General features: G+C 48.8%; 17 protein-coding genes and 1 other RNA gene. 1 reads left to right on the forward strand and 17 read right to left on the reverse strand.

Features of this window, described 5'->3' with window-relative positions; translation table 11 throughout:
* Window positions 1–16: 16 nt before the first annotated feature.
* Window positions 17–268 carry an ATP-binding protein gene (locus SK3146_RS17415; RefSeq protein WP_249860038.1) on the reverse strand — a complete coding sequence of 84 codons (252 nt, stop codon included), beginning with the start codon at window positions 266–268 and terminating at the stop codon, window positions 17–19.
* Window positions 269–692: 424 nt separating this feature from the next.
* Entirely contained in the window at window positions 693–1,325 is a 633-nt protein-coding gene (locus SK3146_RS17420; RefSeq protein ID WP_249860039.1) for a TetR/AcrR family transcriptional regulator, read from the reverse strand.
* A gap of 802 nt (window positions 1,326–2,127) precedes the next feature.
* Between SK3146_RS17420 and SK3146_RS17430 the strand changes: the two genes are divergently transcribed.
* Entirely contained in the window at window positions 2,128–2,739 is a 612-nt protein-coding gene (locus SK3146_RS17430; protein WP_249860040.1) for a DUF1796 family putative cysteine peptidase, read from the forward strand.
* 488 nt (window positions 2,740–3,227) lie between these two features.
* Here the strand turns inward: SK3146_RS17430 and SK3146_RS17435 are convergent, their stop codons facing one another.
* From SK3146_RS17435 to SK3146_RS17505, 15 genes are all read right to left on the reverse strand, one after another.
* Window positions 3,228–3,620 carry a type II toxin-antitoxin system death-on-curing family toxin gene (locus SK3146_RS17435; protein ID WP_249866341.1) on the reverse strand — a complete coding sequence of 131 codons (393 nt, stop codon included), beginning with the start codon at window positions 3,618–3,620 and terminating at the stop codon, window positions 3,228–3,230.
* A 5-nt stretch (window positions 3,621–3,625) separates the two neighbouring features.
* The gene (locus tag SK3146_RS17440) at window positions 3,626–3,922 is read right to left on the reverse strand and encodes an AbrB/MazE/SpoVT family DNA-binding domain-containing protein (RefSeq protein ID WP_249860041.1); all 297 of its coding nucleotides are present in this window, start codon (window positions 3,920–3,922) and stop codon (window positions 3,626–3,628) included.
* Between the two features lie 510 nt (window positions 3,923–4,432).
* Window positions 4,433–4,726 carry a helix-turn-helix transcriptional regulator gene (locus SK3146_RS17445; protein ID WP_249860042.1) on the reverse strand — a complete coding sequence of 98 codons (294 nt, stop codon included), beginning with the start codon at window positions 4,724–4,726 and terminating at the stop codon, window positions 4,433–4,435.
* A gap of 8 nt (window positions 4,727–4,734) precedes the next feature.
* The gene (locus SK3146_RS17450; protein WP_249860043.1) at window positions 4,735–5,100 is read right to left on the reverse strand and encodes a type II toxin-antitoxin system RelE/ParE family toxin; all 366 of its coding nucleotides are present in this window, start codon (window positions 5,098–5,100) and stop codon (window positions 4,735–4,737) included.
* Window positions 5,101–5,532: 432 nt separating this feature from the next.
* Window positions 5,533–6,201 carry a hypothetical protein gene (locus tag SK3146_RS17455; RefSeq protein WP_249860044.1) on the reverse strand — a complete coding sequence of 223 codons (669 nt, stop codon included), beginning with the start codon at window positions 6,199–6,201 and terminating at the stop codon, window positions 5,533–5,535.
* Between the two features lie 2 nt (window positions 6,202–6,203).
* Window positions 6,204–7,268, reverse strand: a complete 1,065-nt coding sequence (locus SK3146_RS17460; protein ID WP_249860045.1) for a ParA family protein — start codon at window positions 7,266–7,268, stop codon at window positions 6,204–6,206.
* Window positions 7,269–7,414: 146 nt separating this feature from the next.
* Window positions 7,415–7,779: a transfer-messenger RNA gene (gene ssrA / locus SK3146_RS17465) on the reverse strand.
* Between the two features lie 146 nt (window positions 7,780–7,925).
* The gene (smpB, locus tag SK3146_RS17470; protein WP_249860046.1) at window positions 7,926–8,408 is read right to left on the reverse strand and encodes an SsrA-binding protein SmpB; all 483 of its coding nucleotides are present in this window, start codon (window positions 8,406–8,408) and stop codon (window positions 7,926–7,928) included.
* A gap of 91 nt (window positions 8,409–8,499) precedes the next feature.
* Complete coding sequence (rnr, locus tag SK3146_RS17475) at window positions 8,500–11,013, reverse strand: ribonuclease R (protein ID WP_249860047.1); 2,514 nt, start codon at window positions 11,011–11,013, stop codon at window positions 8,500–8,502.
* Window positions 11,014–11,328: 315 nt separating this feature from the next.
* On the reverse strand, window positions 11,329–11,568 hold the full coding sequence (gene secG, locus SK3146_RS17480) for a preprotein translocase subunit SecG (RefSeq protein ID WP_249860048.1): 240 nt from the start codon (window positions 11,566–11,568) through the stop codon (window positions 11,329–11,331).
* A 209-nt stretch (window positions 11,569–11,777) separates the two neighbouring features.
* Window positions 11,778–12,491 (reverse strand): M50 family metallopeptidase, encoded by a 714-nt coding sequence (locus SK3146_RS17485; protein WP_249860049.1) that lies wholly within the window; start codon window positions 12,489–12,491, stop codon window positions 11,778–11,780.
* Window positions 12,492–12,789: 298 nt separating this feature from the next.
* Complete coding sequence (gene eno, locus SK3146_RS17490) at window positions 12,790–14,082, reverse strand: phosphopyruvate hydratase (protein WP_249860050.1); 1,293 nt, start codon at window positions 14,080–14,082, stop codon at window positions 12,790–12,792.
* Window positions 14,083–14,117: 35 nt separating this feature from the next.
* Window positions 14,118–15,653, reverse strand: coding sequence for a 2,3-bisphosphoglycerate-independent phosphoglycerate mutase (gene gpmI / locus SK3146_RS17495; RefSeq protein WP_249860051.1), 1,536 nt, complete (start codon window positions 15,651–15,653; stop codon window positions 14,118–14,120).
* Between the two features lies 1 nt (window position 15,654).
* Window positions 15,655–16,407: a triose-phosphate isomerase gene (gene tpiA / locus SK3146_RS17500; protein WP_249860052.1), complete on the reverse strand. Its 753-nt coding sequence runs from the start codon at window positions 16,405–16,407 to the stop codon at window positions 15,655–15,657.
* 114 nt (window positions 16,408–16,521) lie between these two features.
* Window positions 16,522–17,703 carry a phosphoglycerate kinase gene (locus tag SK3146_RS17505; protein WP_249860053.1) on the reverse strand — a complete coding sequence of 394 codons (1,182 nt, stop codon included), beginning with the start codon at window positions 17,701–17,703 and terminating at the stop codon, window positions 16,522–16,524.
* Window positions 17,704–17,746: the final 43 nt, after the last annotated feature.

Here is a 17,746-nt window from a genome sequence, read left to right on the forward strand (position 1 = left end):
ATCTTTACGAAAAGTCTCAAAGTTCGGTAACAGTTTGGGCATTACTATGACGGATGCCCTGAAGCAGCTTGGCCTTGATGTAGGGGATTCCGTCCCCTTTTACCGTCATATCGGCGAGCTTGACTTGTACAGCCCCATTCTCCGGTGCATATTTCACGCCATTATCGACAAGCAAAATAAGCATCTGCGTGAATTTCACTTCGTCCCACTCAACCATGAGGCCAGTTGGAGCGTCCAACTCGATCGCTAGGTGCTTATTGTCCCCCAACGGCCGGAGATGATCGACCACCTTCCCTACTGCCAATCCGGCATTAAATAACGATCGATTGAGTCCAGTCCGAAGATCCGCTCCTCAGGCTCCTACGGGTGTATGTCACCCGAGCAACTCCAAACTAACATTCCAAAGAGCAACCCAATTAATTCACCAATTGATCCAGACACCACGCCTAATAAAATTATGAACTAATAGAATTGGTATGAAATAAACTACCCAAAAAATGTAGGGTTTTTCCTACAGTACATTACCCTCCCCCTTACTTAGGTAAAAATTATACATATTATCCCATCCGCAATATTAAACAAAAACTATAGACTAAATACATCGAATGTACTTAACTCCTAAAATCTCCTGTATTTCCACAACCCTAATCTGTATTTCAAAGTTTATTGGAGGGGTTCGTGCAACATTCTTTTTAAAGGGTTTTTCGGGAATCGTCTGCACCATCCGTATCGCGTGCACACAAATCCTGGAGCTGGCGGATGACGATCTGCTCAACGGTCTCCGGTGTGTAAAGCTCCGGGCGAAGCATTGCAAGTATCGTCAAGCCTTCGATAAGCGCGGCCAATCTTAGTGTTTCGAGTTGAATGTCCACGGCAGAGGGAAGAAGCTGCGCCTGAGCTAGAATTTCAAGGGCGGCTTTGGTCAGGGAGTGGAATCCGTCCGTGAGTTCGTCTTTTTTAGCCTGCAGCGCCAAACTCGTGAGGGATCGGATGGCGAAGGTCCACCAGACGCTGACGGCAGTTCGTTTTTCCGCATCCATAGGGAGCAGCTGTAACAGAATTTCCCTCGCAGCCTTTATCGGAATATGGCTTATCACCAGCCCCTCTGCTGCTCTCGCAGCTCCTCTTGTCAAATAATAATCCACGATAAATAGCAACAGCTCGTCCTGCGTTGAAAAATAATGCCGCAAGGCGCCGGGCGACAATCCTGCCGCAGTGGCAACGGCGCGGATTGATGCATGCTCGATTCCTTTTTCCTCAATAATCTTCCATGCCGATTCGGCGATTAGTTTTCTTTTTTGTTCGTGGTCCACGATTTTCGGCAACGGTAAACGCTCCCTTGTCTTATTTAACACACTGTGCTATTATAAATAATACAGTGTGTTATTTAGATTTTATTCAGTTATAACGCATCGCAATGATCATGTCAATAGTAGTGAACTTTGGAAACGAATGACGGATTCACCATTGAATTAATGAGAAAGCCTCATTTAGATGTTCAAGAATGTACTAGAAAATTGGTTACAATCCTCGATATATCAACTAATAAGTGATGTGTCGCTTAAGGAGGGGTTAAAAATATTTGACTTTGAGGTACTCTGTTTTAGTTGTAAAAAAACATTCAGAGCATGCGAAGGTTCACTAAAATATAAACAAGCTAAGGAAAGAAAGGTTAAGTTTTTTTGTTGCGAAGAATGCGCTGATAAAATACGCATTGAAGCTATATTGAATTTTATGAGCAAGATAAATCGTATCTAGTTTTTGATTTTCTCAACGATTATCGTCATTATGCTCTAACATAGCCAAACAAAAAAAGCACAAACTCATCTTTTTTATGAGATTGTGCCTTTTTTCTGTCCGATTTCTCGGAAAGGGCACTGGAGACGAGGGGAGTATCCGATAACCCCACATAGGCTTCTACGGGTGTAGTACAGTTTTGAAGTCACTTTCTTTTTACTTATTACCTGTGCTTCATAACATACCTAGCCATGATGCATAAAATAGTTCCTTTGAGAGCGAAACCAAGAATACAATCAGGGCATCATTTAGATACTTCGGTTGCGTATCCCTTACACATAGTGATTCATATACTGTTTTGAGGAATGACTCATAACAGAGGTGATGCTATTGAAATGGGGCGAAGCCAAAGGGAAATATAAGGCCTTCATTAGTCTGGGGTCCACCTGCCAAACCGCTCATCAGCTACAAAGACTGGGGCTACGCCAATTCGCCGGCCCGCTCGACTGGTTTATCTCTCCGTCCGTTCCGGACTTGGCCAAACTTTTGCAATCCCGTTTCAAGTCCTTTATGGAATGGTCTAATCTCCAGCTTATCAGTGTTATCGATAATCATTATGTCGTTAAAGATACGGTTTATCAAACAGAATCGTATCATGATCTTCCGCTTACGGCACCGTGGGGAGCGCCTTATCCCCAGTTTAAGGAAAAGTTATCCCGCAGGGTGAACCGTTTTTTGAAGATAATCAACTACGGCCCCATTTGCTTTGTTCGTATTCAAACCTCAGAGGCCGAAGCGCGGCATCTAGAAGCTGCCTTACGCTCAGTGACAAACAAGCCGTTTAGATTATTGATCGTAAATCACCATAATCAGCCAACTAATGATGTGATCCATGAGGACTGGGGACTAAAGCATGTCTGCTCGGTCAAGGTGCCCGCAGGAATGGATTGGAGAGGCTCAGATCGAGCTTGGGATACTATTATGACTGGCTTTTCACTCTAAAATTAATAAGGGCATGTTTTAAGCCGCCGCCTAGGCGCTTCTTTATCGACCAATGGACTTGGTCGCCCAAAAAGCCCCCTTGTAGCTGTGTTTCAAACCTCCGCGTAAAATCTTTAAGTGAAAAGAGCACCTCAACAGGTGCTCTCTCACATACCATATGGAGGCGAGGGGAGTATCGAAATCCCTATTGAACTTGCTCAGATGTCTACTCGACGATAACAACCCTAGCGGTAGATTTCGATGCCGTGCTCCCTATGCTACGCTCCAGTCCGCGTGGACTGAACTCCTGTCCGAAGATAACGCCACATAGGCTTCTACGGGTGTAGTCACAGTTTTGATGTCACTCGAGCAACGCCCCGTATCCTGCTTTGCGTTCGGTCAGCCTGATTGTTTTCTTTCGTTCGACCCCAGGCGGAGACCGAAGCAGCGTTATCCCACTAAGGTTGAACCCCTATCCCAGCACTGGGAAATGCAATGTAGATCTTGAATCATCTTTCTTCAGAATGTTCATTCAGAATATAAGCGATAGTCTCCAACGAATGCAAACCTTTTGCAATATCTACTATAAACTCCACTGCATATTCCCGTTCCATTCGTAGATGATATCCGTTCAGTATCATGAAAGATTTCGTAACCAGATAGGCTGTCCGCTTATTACCATTATGAAAGCAATGATTTTTCACTAGAGATTCCAGCAAGGCTGCAGCCTTATCAAATAAAGTTGGATAAGCGTCTTCTCCAAAAACACTTTGCTGGGGCCTATGTACCGCAGATTCCAGCAGACCATGATCTTTCACGCCTGCTTGCTCTGCGTCATTCATTTTTTTCATCATAAAATAGTGTGCTGAAATAACCTCTTCTTTGGTAAGAAAGTTTATCATTTCTTTCATCTATCCCTTAAGTCCTCAAGAATACCTTTATCTTCTTCAAATACATCAAAGAAGGCTTCAAGGACTTCAGACCGAACATTATCAGGCAATTGGACTTGTCGGGCTTTTTTCATCACTACTTCACCACGATCATTTTCAATAAATTCAATTTCATCCCCTTGCGCAACATTCAACTTTGCAGCTAAGCTTTTAGGCAAGCTAACTCCCAAGCTATTGCCCATTCTTCCTATTTTGCGGGAATAACGAGTCACATTCTCTTTATCATTTATCACTTTTGACCACACACCATTCATGTTCATTCTCCCTTTCTATTGTATGACAGCACTCAATAAGTTATACCTTATAACAGTAATAACTTTTATAACATATGTACATTTTATCAAATTTCCCTGCAAATATAAAACAAAACATCGTCCTCATGCGAATAGTACTCATAATGGCGGAGGCCGAGAGAGAATCGGATCCCTGTCCGAAGGTAACGCCAATTAGAATTCTACGGGTGTAGTTACGGTTTTAGTTTTGATGCACACCTAGAAAAAGAAAAAGACACCGACATTAAGGGCAGTGCCTCTTTACATTTATGGAGATGAGGGGAGTATCGATATCCCTATTAAACTTACTTTGGCGCCCACTCGACGATGACAACCTTAGCGGTAGATTTCGATGCCGTGCTCCCTATGCTACGCTCCAGTCCGCGCGGGACTGAACCCCTTAGCGGGGATCTTCTCCCCTCAAGGTCTCCATAAAGTAAAAAGCACCGACCTCGGAAGGTCGATGATGTTACCCAAGCAACGGGCCATAATTCAGCCTACACTTGCCGCGGCAGCCTCTTCCATACCATGCAAACTTATCTTCATTCCAAGAGCAATTGCTAGTCGAAACACAGTATCCAAGCGAGGGATAGATCCACCATTCTCAATACGTGCAATAGACTCTTGATGAAGTCCTACTTTGTCCGCTAACTCCTTTTGGGTCCATCCTAGTTCAATACGCCTTTGATGAATGGCATTTACTAATTGAGCAACAGCTTCAAGCTCATTCATTCGCATTGGGTCTATGGATTTGAGCTCCTTCTTCTTTTCATCCCAGCTTTTCATATTCAACATCACTCCTTCCTCATTCTAGAGAGCCAGTTGCCCATGCGTCGTTCAGCAATTGCAATCTCCCGCGGCGGTGTTTTCTGCGTTGTTTTGGTAAAATGGTGCAATAAAATAAAGTGGTTACCGTTCCAACCAAAGAAAAGGATTCGATTATTGCCTGGCCGTAGTTCCCATATGTCACCAGAGATCCGTTTGGTGAATTTCTCGCCTGCCCTTGTTCCCTTATCTTCTAGCCGACTCAAGCAATAAATAATTTGCTCAAGTTGAACCCTAGCATTCTTATTGGTGTTGGCTGCAGCATCAAGATCATCAATGAACTTCTCGACTGGTTTATTTCCATCTTCGTCTTCATAGAAAAATATATTGTACAAGGCTGCCTCCAACTGTTACAAGTATACTCCGCCCTTACCCCAATTATAACATATAGATCATAAAGCGGCATAAATACTTTTCGGCAACGCAGAAAGAGCACCGTTTCCGGTGCTCTCACTGGAACTAATGATGGAGACGAGCCGTGGCTTGGTAAATCCACAATTCGTCGCCGCGTGATGCTGAGGATGTTTGGGGGAGTGGTGTAACTGGCCCAAATTGACTCCATCTTTTAGGAAACAAGTTTATCCAGCAGTCCTTTGAGCTTGGGGTTCCTCCCCGCTCCCTGTAAGTCGGAAAGCGGTGTAAAGAAAAAAACTATATCCCCCAAAATATCCCCTTTATTCCAACTTCATTATCAGTGCTTCGGATTATTCTCATAAAAGGTAAGGGTATATGTCCGGTTATCCTTCATTACCATCAATTGAGATAAGTTATTTAAATCTTGTTATACCAAAATCAATATCTGCACGTTTATGATTAATGTATTCCATTAACCATATATACTTTTCTCTAATTGATGTATTCATACTTTGCGCTTGTCGTAATATCAGATCTCTTTGTGAATTTAAAACTTCAATATTAATTTCAGATAAATAATCTAAAAATATTTGTCCATCATTCTCCTCAATTACAGGTAAAGTTTCAGGATGTATCTTCTCTGGATAAATTAGTTCCATTAAATCAGAAGAAACAACTATCCGAGGGAATCTAGCAACATTACTTTCAATTCGATATGCTTCAATTAACCCTAAACTAAACATAAAACCATCTTTATAGAAATGCTTACCATAAGCGATTCCGCCCCTCGAAAGTATACCTTTACAAAACAAGTCATGCTGATATCTAGATATGACCTTCAAAAAGTCCTCGAATTTTTCTTTAATAAATGGTGTTGCAAGAACTACCGAGTCTGAAAATTGAATAAGATTTAATTCCATATCAAGAGTACTTTTAGTGATAGCTAAAGTTTCTTGATGTATATCATAAAGCTTTTCTATATACCTTTCATTGCCATTAGGAGCTTCTAAATCTTGTTTAACCATGTTTGAAAAACCTAAAAGATCGATAAAAGCAACGAAACATAATTTTGGAGAATCCATTATCATAATAGCAAATCCAATCTATCCGCAATTGTTTTATACTTTGTTTTATATGTGTTCATTCTTCTTTGTGCATCCAACCAAGTACCTCCCCCCCAAGGTGTCCCAGTTTCTGTCACAATTGCTGTTTCGGGTTGAGTGATCTGAAAAACAGCCTTACCGTATTCTTGCATAAGGGGGGCAAGAGTTCCAAAATCCGGAATGTCAGTAGCAGTAATTGTATTTTCATCTAATCCACAGGTCAAATCTTTATCAGTTGAGTGCTTTCGTAAAACTGGAAATAACTTAATCAAAACATTGTTTGGAATTCTATCCATCCATAACCTGTATCCAGGTTTAGGTCTACCATTTAAAGTTTTAAATTGTTGAATAGTTGTTCCTAAAAATTTAGGCTTACCATGTTTAATAGGTAGACCTAATTCTAAAAATTGATTGTAGATTTGTTGATGCTCAGACATCCATCTATCAATGATAGAAGAAAGGGTTGCTATTGCTTGGACATTAAATCTATCGGGTGCTGTTGGGATAAAGAATCCATCACAAGCTAAAAAACAACTTCTAGTCAAGGCACCTGAACTTGGACCTACGTCGATTAGTATGAAATGGTAGCCCTGTTCTTCACCAAATCTCGTTAAAAAGTCTCCTAAAGCAACATAAGTTCTTTTATCATGGGTTTTCGTTGAAAATCTTTGAATATGTGCTTCTGCTAATGCATCTTCAATACTACTTAGCGAAACATCGCCCCTAATTAAATGAATATTATCATTTATACGATTAACCCTAATTTCTTGGGTATTTATTGCTGGTATCTCGCCCTCAATTCTTGGCTTAAGAATTTCCAACAAACTTTCTCCAGAAATCTCCTTATCAATACCTGTTTCATATTGCTCTTCGTCAAGCATTGCGATCTGCCTAGATAACAATATTTCCGTAGCATTACATTGTGGATCAGCATCTACTACAAGAACCTTTTTATTATTTTCAGATAAGTAGTGAGCCAAATTAAAAATTGTAGTAGTTTTTGAGACCCCACCCTTATGGTTATAAAATGTTATAATATTTGTCATATCTGTATCACTCCAAAACGTTTTTGTATAGATGTATTCTTACATATATTTTTTATTTATCTATATGGTTGCACCTTTCTTAACTTTTCAACAAAAAAGCTCTTACCAAAAAACATCTTGGTTAGAGCTCTTTTTGTGGATTTGGCATATGGAGACGAGGGGAGTCGAACCCCTGTCCGAAGATAACGCCACATAGGCTTCTACGGGTGTAGCCACGGTTTTGATGTCACCCGAGCAACGCCCCGTAACCGGCTTTGCGTTGGGTCAGCCTGATTGTCTTCTTCCGTCCGACCCCAGGCGGAGACCGAACGGCGTATCCCACTAAAGTTGAGCCCCTATCTTAGCACATGGGCGATGCTAAGCAGGAGCACGCTCACAGGTTATTAAGCTGCGAAAGCGTAGTTTTGTTGTTGTTTGCCATTTAATAGGCTTTAGCGTTGATGAAGTGGACGCGTCCCCACTACCCGCTACCCATGCTCGAACTATCCCCGTCGAATCCAAGAACGTCCCCGCATAGGTGGCTTTCTGCCAGGAAAGCCGCAATAGATAAAACATGCATCCACTTGTGATGCTTACTTAGTATAACATATTTTTGGACAAAATGAAGCATATCTTGCTGGAAGCCGATCCAGCCGGTTCCCGCCAGCGCGAGGATCGTTATCGCGCCACCTTCTGCTTCTCGCGCAGAGCGCGTTGAATGTCGCGCTGAGCGTCGCGTTTGGCCGCAGACTCGCGTTTGTCGTACTGCTTCTTGCCGCGGCCGAGGCCGATCAGCAGCTTCGCGTAGCCGTTGCGCACATAGATTTTGAGCGGCACCAGCGTGTAGCCCTCCTGCTTGGCTTGGCCCAGCAGCTTGCGAATCTCCGCTTTCTTCAGCAGCAGCTTGCGGGTCCGCGTCGGATCGGTCGGGTTATGGCGGTTGCCCTGCTCGAACGGACTGATGTGAACGTTATGGATGAAAGCCTCGCCGTTGCGGATCGTCGCGAAAGCATCCCCGATATTGGCTCGTCCAAGGCGCAGAGATTTGATCTCCGTGCCGGTCAGCACCATGCCGCATTCATACGTATCTTCTATAAAGTAATCATGGGAAGCTTTCTTGTTCTGCGCAAGAAGCTTGCCGTCAGCTTTCTTCGTAGCCATGGAACCTCACTTCTCCTTCCCCACAGCGCCTCAAAAAAAGGGATTGGAGTTCATTTTACCAAACTCCAATCCCCGGAAGCAAGCGAAAAAGCTACTTTTTCGCCAGCTTTTTCTTGCGCTTGCGCGGCCCGGGGCGCCCGCCTTCGCCGGCAGGCCCCTTGCCTGCGCCCTGCGACTCCAGCGCGCGCGCCTTGGCGGCCTCGACGCCGGTGCCGCGCGAGAGCGAGCCCGCCGCCGCAGCTCCGGCGCTGGCGCTGCCCTTGCGCGCGCGGGCGCTCTTGCTGCCGCCGGAGGCGCCGGACTTGCCGCGCTTGCCGCTGCGTGCGGCTTCCGCTGCGCCGCGCTCGCGATCGCCGCCGCGGCCCTTCGCTCCGCGGCCGGCTCCGACAGCTTCGCCGCGGCGTCCGCCGCGCTGCTTGTCGCGCCGCACGTTCTTCAGTGCGTCGACGAGGCTGACCTTCTGCTTGCGCGGCTTCATATCCACCATCTCGAAGTCGATGGTATGCTCATCCATATTGACGCGTGCGACGCGTACCTTCACTTCATCGCCGAGGCGATAAATCTTGGACGTGCGTTCGCCGATCAGCGCATGCTGCGCCTCATGGTAATGGTAATAGTCGTCATGCATGTCGCTGAGACGAATCAAGCCTTCGACCGTATTGTCCAGCTCGACGAAAATCCCGAAGCTCGTCACACTGCTGATCAGCCCTTCGAACTCTTCGCCGACTTTATCCAGCATGAATTCCGCTTTCTTCAGCGCCTCGGTCTCCCGCTCGGCATCGACCGCCACGCGCTCGCGCTCGGAGGATTGCTTCGCGATATCTTCCATGCGCCCGGCCAAATACTCATGCCGTTTGTCGGACAACGTTCCGCTCTCCAGCACCTCGCGAATGACACGGTGAATGATCAGGTCAGGATACCGCCGAATCGGCGAGGTGAAGTGCGAATAGAACTCGGCAGCCAACCCGAAGTGGCCCAGACTTTGCGCATCGTAACGCGCCTGCTTCATGGAGCGGAGCATGACGGTGCTGATAACCGTCTCCTCCTTCGTTCCCTTGATCTCCTCTAGCAGTGTCTGCAGTGCGCGAGGATGGACCGTATTGCCTTTGCCGCGGACGACATAACCGAAATTCGTGATGAATTCCATGAAATGCATCAGCTTCTCGGCATCCGGATCTTCGTGAATCCGATACAAGAACGGTACCTTCATCCAGTAGAAATGCTCCGCCACCGTCTCATTGGCCGCAAGCATAAATTCTTCGATGATCTGCTCGGCGATCGTCCGGTCCCTTTTCACAATATCCGTCGGTTTGCCGTTCTCGTCGACCAGTATCTTCGATTCCTGGAAGTCGAAGTCGATGGCTCCGCGATTCATCCGGCGCTGCCGCAGCTTCATGGCCAGCTCTTCCATCAGGCGGAAATCGTCCATCAGGTATGCATAACGCTCAACCAGCGCCTCATCGGCTTCCCCGGTCAGCAGCTTGCGGACATTGGTATAAGTCATACGTTCGCTTGTTTTAATCACGCTCGTAAAAATATCGTGACGAACGACGTTCAAGCTAGCGTCGAACTCCATCTCACAGGACATCGTCAGCCGATCCACCTGCGGATTAAGCGAGCAAATCCCGTTAGATAGCCGGTGCGGCAGCATCGGAATGACACGGTCTACCAAATACACGCTGCAGCCGCGGTTATATGCCTCTCTGTCGAGCGGAGAGCCTTCCCGGACATAGTAGCTTACGTCGGCGATATGAACGCCCAGAACGTAGTTTCCGTTCGGCAGACGCTCTACGTTAACGGCATCATCGAGGTCCTTGGCGTCTTCACCGTCGATCGTGACGATTCGCTTCTGCCTCAGATCGCGCCTTCCGGTCAAATCGCTCTCCGAAATCGTCTCGGGAACCGACTGCGCCTCCTCCATCACCTCATCGGGGAAAGCCTCCGGCAGCATATGCTTGCGGATGATGGAGATAATATCGACTCCGGGATCGTTTTTATGACCCAGAATCTCGATGACTTCCCCTTCGGCGGCCGCCCTTCCTTCCGGATAGGACACAATGCGTACGACCACCTTATGGCCGTCCATCGCTCCGTTAAAGGCATGCTTGGGGATGAAAATATCTCGAATAACCCGCTTATCATCCGGTACCACGAAGGCGTATCCCCCGTCGTTTGCCTGGAATAATCCTACCATTTGCGTGTTGGCGCGGGAAACGACACGTACAACTTCTCCCTCAAGCTTCCCTCCATGGGCGCTTTTGGACGTAATCCGCACTAAAATAATATCCCCGTTCATCGCACCCGCCATATCGTTGGCATGTATGTACACATCCGGGTGGTCACGGTCATCGGGAATGAGGAAGCCGAAGCCTTTGGCATGGGCCTGCAGCTTGCCTCTAAGCAAATTCATTCGTTCCGGCACGCCGTAGCGTTCGGTTCTGGTCCGTAGAATAAGCCCTTCGTTCTCCAATTCGGTAAGCAGCTTCAAAAACTCTTTGAAATCATGTGCGCTCTCGATTTGAAAATGCCTCTCAAGCTCCTGATATGTCATCGGTTTATAAGCCGTTTCTTTCATAAAATCCAATACTTGTTCTTTTGTGATCAATATGTCACCTTCCTTCTTCTTTCATTAGTCTTACCCATTTTACCGTTATGATAACATCGCAGCCCTTTCCAAACGATCTTTAACCCACAATTTCGATGATCTTGGTATGGAAAGAACCGATTTGACGCTTCTTCCTTAGCTTACGCAGCTTCTCCGCACAAGGCTTGGGCGTTTGGGAGTAAGCCTTTTAATATATATGAAAAGCTTAGCTTGCAGTTCACTGCAGCTGCCGGATCATCGAGTCGAGCGGCATATCGCTCGAATACAGAAAAAAAGCAGCGGGAGCATCTTCTCCCTGCTGCTTCGGTTTTATAGTTACCCTAATTTAACGAAGTAAGCAACGATGAGCGACATAGCGAAGAATACGACTGCCAACCCGATCGTCAAACGCGATAAAAACAGCTCCAAGCCGCGCGCCTTTTGCTTTCCAAAAAGATGCTCCGCACCTCCAGAGATGGCACCGGACAACCCTGAGCTCTTTCCTGGCTGAAGCAATACAACCGCGATCAGGCCAAGAGAGGCAATGACCAGTACGATTTTTAATGCAAGTTCCATATTTCCACCTCCTGCGAGCGTTCTTTCGTGGATAATTAAAGGCAACGGTACAGCCATCAATACGACCTAAAATAGACAGCATTTGTATTATATCACAAACTTGTCCTACTGGCAAATAACTTCCTCTCGTTTTGAAGCCGCCGGTTTCCGGGACAACTTCATAAACGAGGCTGCCACGCTTGCCTAGCGCAAGGCCTCCTCTAACAAAACTATGGATAGTACGGCCCCTCTTGCTGCTGCCGGTTCGGTCTTGGCCGCGGCTTTTTCCGTTCGAGAAAAGCGACGATGGCGTTTTTGGCGCACCACAGCGCGAACAGGCTGAACCACAATGCCCAGCCGATAGCCGGTATCGGCGTTACCCGGCTTAAGTTGGCCGCGTCGCCGGCCGAAGCCGGATTATCCAGCGCATAGACGATCAGCGAGATCGGCCCGAGCACCGACTCCTCCAGCGTCAGAAACGCCAGCAGCAGGTAATAGAAGTCATGCAGCCAGCGCGGCGCAAGGGCAAGCATAATAATATTGAGCGCGATAAAGCCGATCAGCCACATGACGCCGAACTCGTTGCGGACAAGCAGGATGAGGGCCAGAATGGCAATGACGGTCATGATCTGAAGACCAAGCCGCTGCTTGCCTCCGGCGCGCAGCTTGAACAGCAGCACGGCGAACAAGGACGCCGTCATATAGCCGGCCAGCGATACCGGGATGGAGCTCCAATTGTTCGTAATTTGCGAGTACGTCACACCGCTATGATTGGCGTACAGCTCGATGTACATGACCTTGCCCGAGAGAGCGAGCGTCACGACGGCATGCCCGAATTCGTGAATCATCGTATCCAGATTGCGGAAAAAAGAAGAAAAGGGGATCAACCGCGTGAGAAAGGCTGACCCTATCAAAAATAATACAGTCTTTAACCCGTTACCCATTCGGCTGAGATCCCCCCGGTGTTGTATGAATAACGAGGAAACCCATTGAAGACTGTGCTTTCGTCTGCGGATGCGCATCTGCCTATGGCGGCTGTTGAAACCAGGTTATCTGTTAACTTACCTTACGGTTACAACCCGCTTTCAAAGGCCGCACGTGAACTCTCCGGCAGATGCATCATCCTCCGCCTGCAATGTCTTATAGGGGAGTACGCTATTCATACAACATTTCTATAAAGTAAGCAAAAGGCGGATTTTACAACCCGCCTCCGCCTTTATGATGCATAAGATACTATTTATCTTATTTGAAGTTTTTCAAGTTGTAGAACGCTTTTTTACCGGCGTATTGAGCCGTGCCGCCCAATTGGTCTTCAATGCGAAGCAATTGGTTGTACTTCGCTACGCGGTCCGTACGGGAAGGAGCGCCCGTTTTGATTTGTCCTGCGTTCGTAGCTGCTGCGATGTCAGCGATCGTGCTGTCTTCGCTCTCGCCGGAACGGTGGGAGATAACCGCCGTGTAGCCTGCGCGTTTAGCCATTTCGATCGCGTCGAATGTTTCGGTCAGCGTACCGATTTGGTTAACTTTTACCAGGATGGAGTTAGCGATGTCTTGCTCGATGCCTTGGGACAGACGAGCTGTGTTCGTTACGAACAGGTCGTCGCCGACCAATTGCACTTTGCCGCCCAATTTTTGAGTCAGCAGCTTCCAGCCTTCCCAGTCGTCTTCGGAGCAGCCGTCTTCGATCGTGATGATCGGGTACTTCTCTACCCAGTTAGCGAGGAAGTCTACGAACTCGGCGGAAGTAAACGATTTGCCTTCGCCTTCCAGATGGTACTTGCCGTCTTTGTAGAACTCGGTGGAAGCGACGTCCATACCGAGGAATACGTCAACGCCCGGTTTGTAGCCTGCGCGCTCGATAGCGGTCAGGATGGAAGTGATAGCTTCTTCGTTCGATGCGAAGTTAGGAGCAAATCCGCCTTCGTCGCCGACAGCCGTGTTCAAGCCTTTTTCTTTCAATACGGATTTCAGGCTGTGGAAAATTTCCGCGCCAGTGCGAAGCGCTTCTTTGAATGTAGGCGCGCCTACAGGAAGCACCATGAATTCTTGCACGTCAACGTTGTTGTCGGCATGTGCGCCGCCGTTGATGATGTTCATCATAGGAACAGGAAGCTGTTTCGCGTTGAATCCGCCCAGGTATACGTACAGAGGGATGTCCAATGCTTCCGCAGCTGCGCGAGCTACCGCCATGGAAACTGCCAGGATCGCGTTAGCGCCCAGTTTCGCTTTGTTAGGCGTGCCGTCCAGCTCGATCATTTTGTTGTCGATAGCGACTTGGTCCAGAGCGTCCCAACCGATCAATTCAGGAGCGATAATATCGTTTACGTTCTCAACGGCTTTCAGAACGCCTTTGCCGAGGTAACGGGATTTGTCGCCGTCGCGAAGCTCAACCGCTTCATATGCGCCTGTGGATGCGCCGGATGGCACGATAGCGCGGCCTTTTGCGCCGGATTCCAGGTATACTTCTACTTCTACAGTCGGATTGCCGCGGGAATCCAATACTTCGCGAGCATAAACATTAGTGATCATTGTCATGACTTCGATACACTCCTTCATCTTAAGTAAAATTTTTATTGAATCAAAGCTTTGCCGGTCATTTCCTCAGGCTGCTGAACGTCTAACAGCTTCAGCATCGTCGGGGCGATATCCGCCAAAATGCCATCGTTTCTTAGTGTAACATGTTTGCTGGTCACAATAAAAGGGACCGGATTCGTCGTATGCGCCGTATTGCGGCTGCCGTCCGGATTCGTCACGACATCGGCATTCCCGTGATCGGCTGTGATCAAGGCAATGCCGCCTTGAGCCAGGATCGCTTCGACGACTTTGCCGAGGCATTCGTCGGTCGCTTCGATCGCCTTAATCGTCGGCTCGAGCAAGCCGGAATGGCCGACCATGTCCGGGTTCGCGAAGTTCAGGATGATCACATCCTGGCGTCCGGACTCGATCTCCTTCACCGTCGACTCCGCCAGCTCATAAGCGCTCATCTCCGGCTGCAGATCGTAGGTTGCCACCTTCGGCGAATTGACCAAAATGCGGGTTTCACCCGGCAGCTCTACATCGCGTCCGCCGCTGAAGAAGAACGTCACATGCGGGTACTTCTCCGTCTCCGCCGTACGAAGCTGCTTCAGGTTGTTCTGCGCCAGCACTTCGCCGAGCGTGTTATCGAGATTTTTCGGCTTGTACGCTACGTAGCCGTCCACGCTCTCGCTGAACAGTGTCAGGCAGACATAGTACAGGTTCGAAGGGCATTTCGGCCCGCGGTCGAAGCCGCGGAAATCGCTGTTGGTGAACACTTGCGACAGCTGAATCGCCCGGTCCGGACGGAAGTTGAAGAAGATCACGGAATCGCCGGACTCGACGAGTCCTACCGGCGTTTCGTCCGCATTCACGATAACCGTCGGCATAACGAATTCATCGAACACCGATTTCTCGTACGATTCGATGATCGCTTGCATCGGGTCGGTATATTTCGGACCTTCCCCGTATACCATGGCGCGGTACGATTTCTCCGTACGCTCCCAGCGCTTGTCGCGGTCCATTGCATAGTAGCGGCCTTGCACGGTTGCGATTTTGCCTACGCCGACTTCGCCGATTTTGTTCAGCAGACGCTCCATATACCCTTTCGCGCTGTCCGGAGCCACGTCGCGGCCGTCCAGGAACGCGTGAATGTATACTTCCGTGAATTGTTCCTTTTTGCATACTTCAAGCAAAGCGAACAAATGATCGATATGACTGTGAACGCCGCCATCCGACAGCAAGCCGTACAGATGCAGCTTTTTGCCGTTCTGCTTAGCGTTACGGATCGCGCCCAGAATCGTTTCGTTATCGAAAAACTCCCCGTCGCGAATCGACTTGGAAATGCGCGTCAAATCCTGATACACGATACGGCCTGCGCCGATGTTCAAATGGCCGACTTCGGAGTTGCCCATTTGCCCCTCTGGCAAGCCTACCGCTTCCCCGCAAGCCGTCAATGTCGTATGCGGGTATTCCGCCCAATAACGGTCATAGTTCGGCTTTTTCGCTTGAGCGACCGCGTTGCCCGTCACTTCGCCGCGAAGGCCGAAGCCGTCGAGAATGATCAGTGCTACCGGTTTTGGTCTGGACATGTTACTTGGCCCCCTGAACGAGCGCAATGTAGGAAGCCGGCTCCAAGCTTGCTCCGCCTACGAGAGCGCCGTCGATGTCGAACTCCTGCATATATTCGCCGATATTGTTAGGCTTCACGCTGCCGCCGTATTGAATACGCACCGCATCCGCCGTCGCTTGACCGTACAAGCCTGCAACCAGCTCGCGAATGTAGCCGATGACTTCGTTGGCGTCCGCCGCCGTGGAGGATTTGCCCGTTCCGATCGCCCAGATCGGCTCGTAAGCGATAACGACTTGCGCCGCTTGCTCTGCGCTAAGACCGGCGAAAGCCGCTTCCGTTTGCACTTTGCAAACGTCCTTCGTTTGTCCCGCTTCGCGCTCTTCCAGCTTCTCGCCCACGCAGACGATCGGCGTCAAGCCGTGCTTGAATGCGGCATGAACCTTTTTATTCACCGTCTCGTCCGTTTCCGCAAAATAAGCGCGGCGCTCGGAATGGCCGATGATGACATAATCAACGCCAAGATCCTTCAGCATCACGCCGCTGATTTCACCGGTGAATGCGCCGTTGTCTTCGAAGTGAAGATTTTGCGCTCCGACTTTCAGCGTCGTGCCTTTCACAGCCTCAACAAGCGCCGGAAGATTGGTAAAAGGCGCGCAGATGACGCTGTCCACGCCGTCTACTTCCGCTTGGCCTTTCACTTCGTTAACGAAAGCAACCGCTTCGCTAACGGTTTTGAACATTTTCCAGTTGCCCGCAATAATTGGTTTGCGCACCGCAAGTCACTCCTTTATTAATATGAATGTATATGCCGAAACAGCATCGTCTCTGCCGGCGTCCCGGGCAGCATGCGTCCCAGAGAACGCCAGAGAGATTAAAGTATGCCGATCTTATTTATCGTTAAGAGCCACAACGCCCGGCAAAGCTTTGCCTTCCATGAACTCCAGGGAAGCGCCGCCGCCTGTAGAGATGTGATCCATTTTGTCGCCGAGGTGGAATTTCTCTACCGCTGCAGCCGAGTCGCCGCCGCCGATTACGGTGTAGCCGGATGCGTTAGCGCAAGCTTCGGCAACGGCGCGGGTGCCGTGGGAGAACGGTTCGATTTCGAATACGCCCATCGGTCCGTTCCATACGATCAGTTTGGATTCGGCGATCGTTTTCGCGTATTTCTCGCGCGTTTTCGGTCCGATGTCGATGCCTTCCCAGTCGGCAGGAATTTCGTTAACCGCTACGATGCGGGTATTGGCCGTCGGGCTGAAATCGTCCGTTACGACGATATCTTCAGGAAGCAGGAAGTTGACGCCTTTTTCTTTCGCTTTGTTGATGAAGCTAAGAGCCAATTCCAATTTCTCGTTGTCAACGAGCGATTTGCCGATTTCCATGCCTTGCGCCTTCAGGAACGTGTAGGACAAGCCGCCGCCGATGATGATGTTGTCTGCGATGTTCAGCAGGTTGTTGATCACGTCGATTTTGTCTTTTACCTTCGCGCCGCCTACGATCGCCGTGAACGGACGCTCCGGATTGTTGAGCGCTTTGCCCAGCACGTCCAGCTCCTTCTCCATCAACAGGCCGGATACGGCCGGCAAATGATGCGCGATGCCTTCCGTCGAAGCGTGAGCGCGGTGAGCGGCGCCGAACGCATCGTTTACGTACAAATCAGCCAATTCGGCAAAAGCTTTGGCCAGCTCAGCGTCGTTCTTCTCTTCCCCCGCATAAAAACGCACGTTTTCCAGCAGCAGTACGTCGCCTTCGTTCAAAGCGTTCACTTGCGCTTTCACCGCTTCGCCGATCGCTTCGTCCGCTTTCGCTACCGGTTTGCCGAGCAGCTCGGACAAACGCGCAGCAGCCGGAGTCAAGCGCAGTTCTTCGACGACTTGTCCCTTAGGACGGCCCAGATGGCTCGCCAGAATGACTTTGGCGCCTCTTTCCGTTAAGTACTGAATCGTCGGAACCGTTTCGCGAATCCGCGTATCGTCCGTAATTTGCCCGTTTTCCAACGGAACGTTGAAATCTACCCGTACGAATACTCTTTTGCCTTTTACTTCTACGTCACGAACGCTTTTTTTATTCATGGTTCTCCCCGCGCCTCCTCTTTGGTTAAAAAGCCGTGCTATA

Source organism: Paenibacillus konkukensis (assembly GCF_023523925.1).
GTDB classification, from domain to species: Bacteria; Bacillota; Bacilli; order Paenibacillales; family NBRC-103111; genus Paenibacillus_S; species Paenibacillus_S doosanensis.

Bases quoted from the DNA above. Each gene is read 5' to 3' on its own strand.
- eno (WP_249860050.1), bottom strand. From the start codon at position 14,082: ATGACAATGATCACTAATGTTTATGCTCGCGAAGTATTGGATTCCCGC.
- gpmI (WP_249860051.1), bottom strand. From the start codon at position 15,653: ATGTCCAGACCAAAACCGGTAGCACTGATCATTCTCGACGGCTTCGGC.
- SK3146_RS17485 (WP_249860049.1), bottom strand. From the start codon at position 12,491: ATGGGTAACGGGTTAAAGACTGTATTATTTTTGATAGGGTCAGCCTTT.
- SK3146_RS17445 (WP_249860042.1), bottom strand. From the start codon at position 4,726: ATGAAAAGCTGGGATGAAAAGAAGAAGGAGCTCAAATCCATAGACCCA.
- SK3146_RS17440 (WP_249860041.1), bottom strand. From the start codon at position 3,922: ATGAATGGTGTGTGGTCAAAAGTGATAAATGATAAAGAGAATGTGACT.
- SK3146_RS17455 (WP_249860044.1), bottom strand. From the start codon at position 6,201: ATGGATTCTCCAAAATTATGTTTCGTTGCTTTTATCGATCTTTTAGGT.
- SK3146_RS17505 (WP_249860053.1), bottom strand. From the start codon at position 17,703: ATGAATAAAAAAAGCGTTCGTGACGTAGAAGTAAAAGGCAAAAGAGTA.
- secG (WP_249860048.1), bottom strand. From the start codon at position 11,568: ATGGAACTTGCATTAAAAATCGTACTGGTCATTGCCTCTCTTGGCCTG.
- smpB (WP_249860046.1), bottom strand. From the start codon at position 8,408: ATGGCTACGAAGAAAGCTGACGGCAAGCTTCTTGCGCAGAACAAGAAA.
- SK3146_RS17435 (WP_249866341.1), bottom strand. From the start codon at position 3,620: ATGATAAACTTTCTTACCAAAGAAGAGGTTATTTCAGCACACTATTTT.
- SK3146_RS17460 (WP_249860045.1), bottom strand. From the start codon at position 7,268: ATGACAAATATTATAACATTTTATAACCATAAGGGTGGGGTCTCAAAA.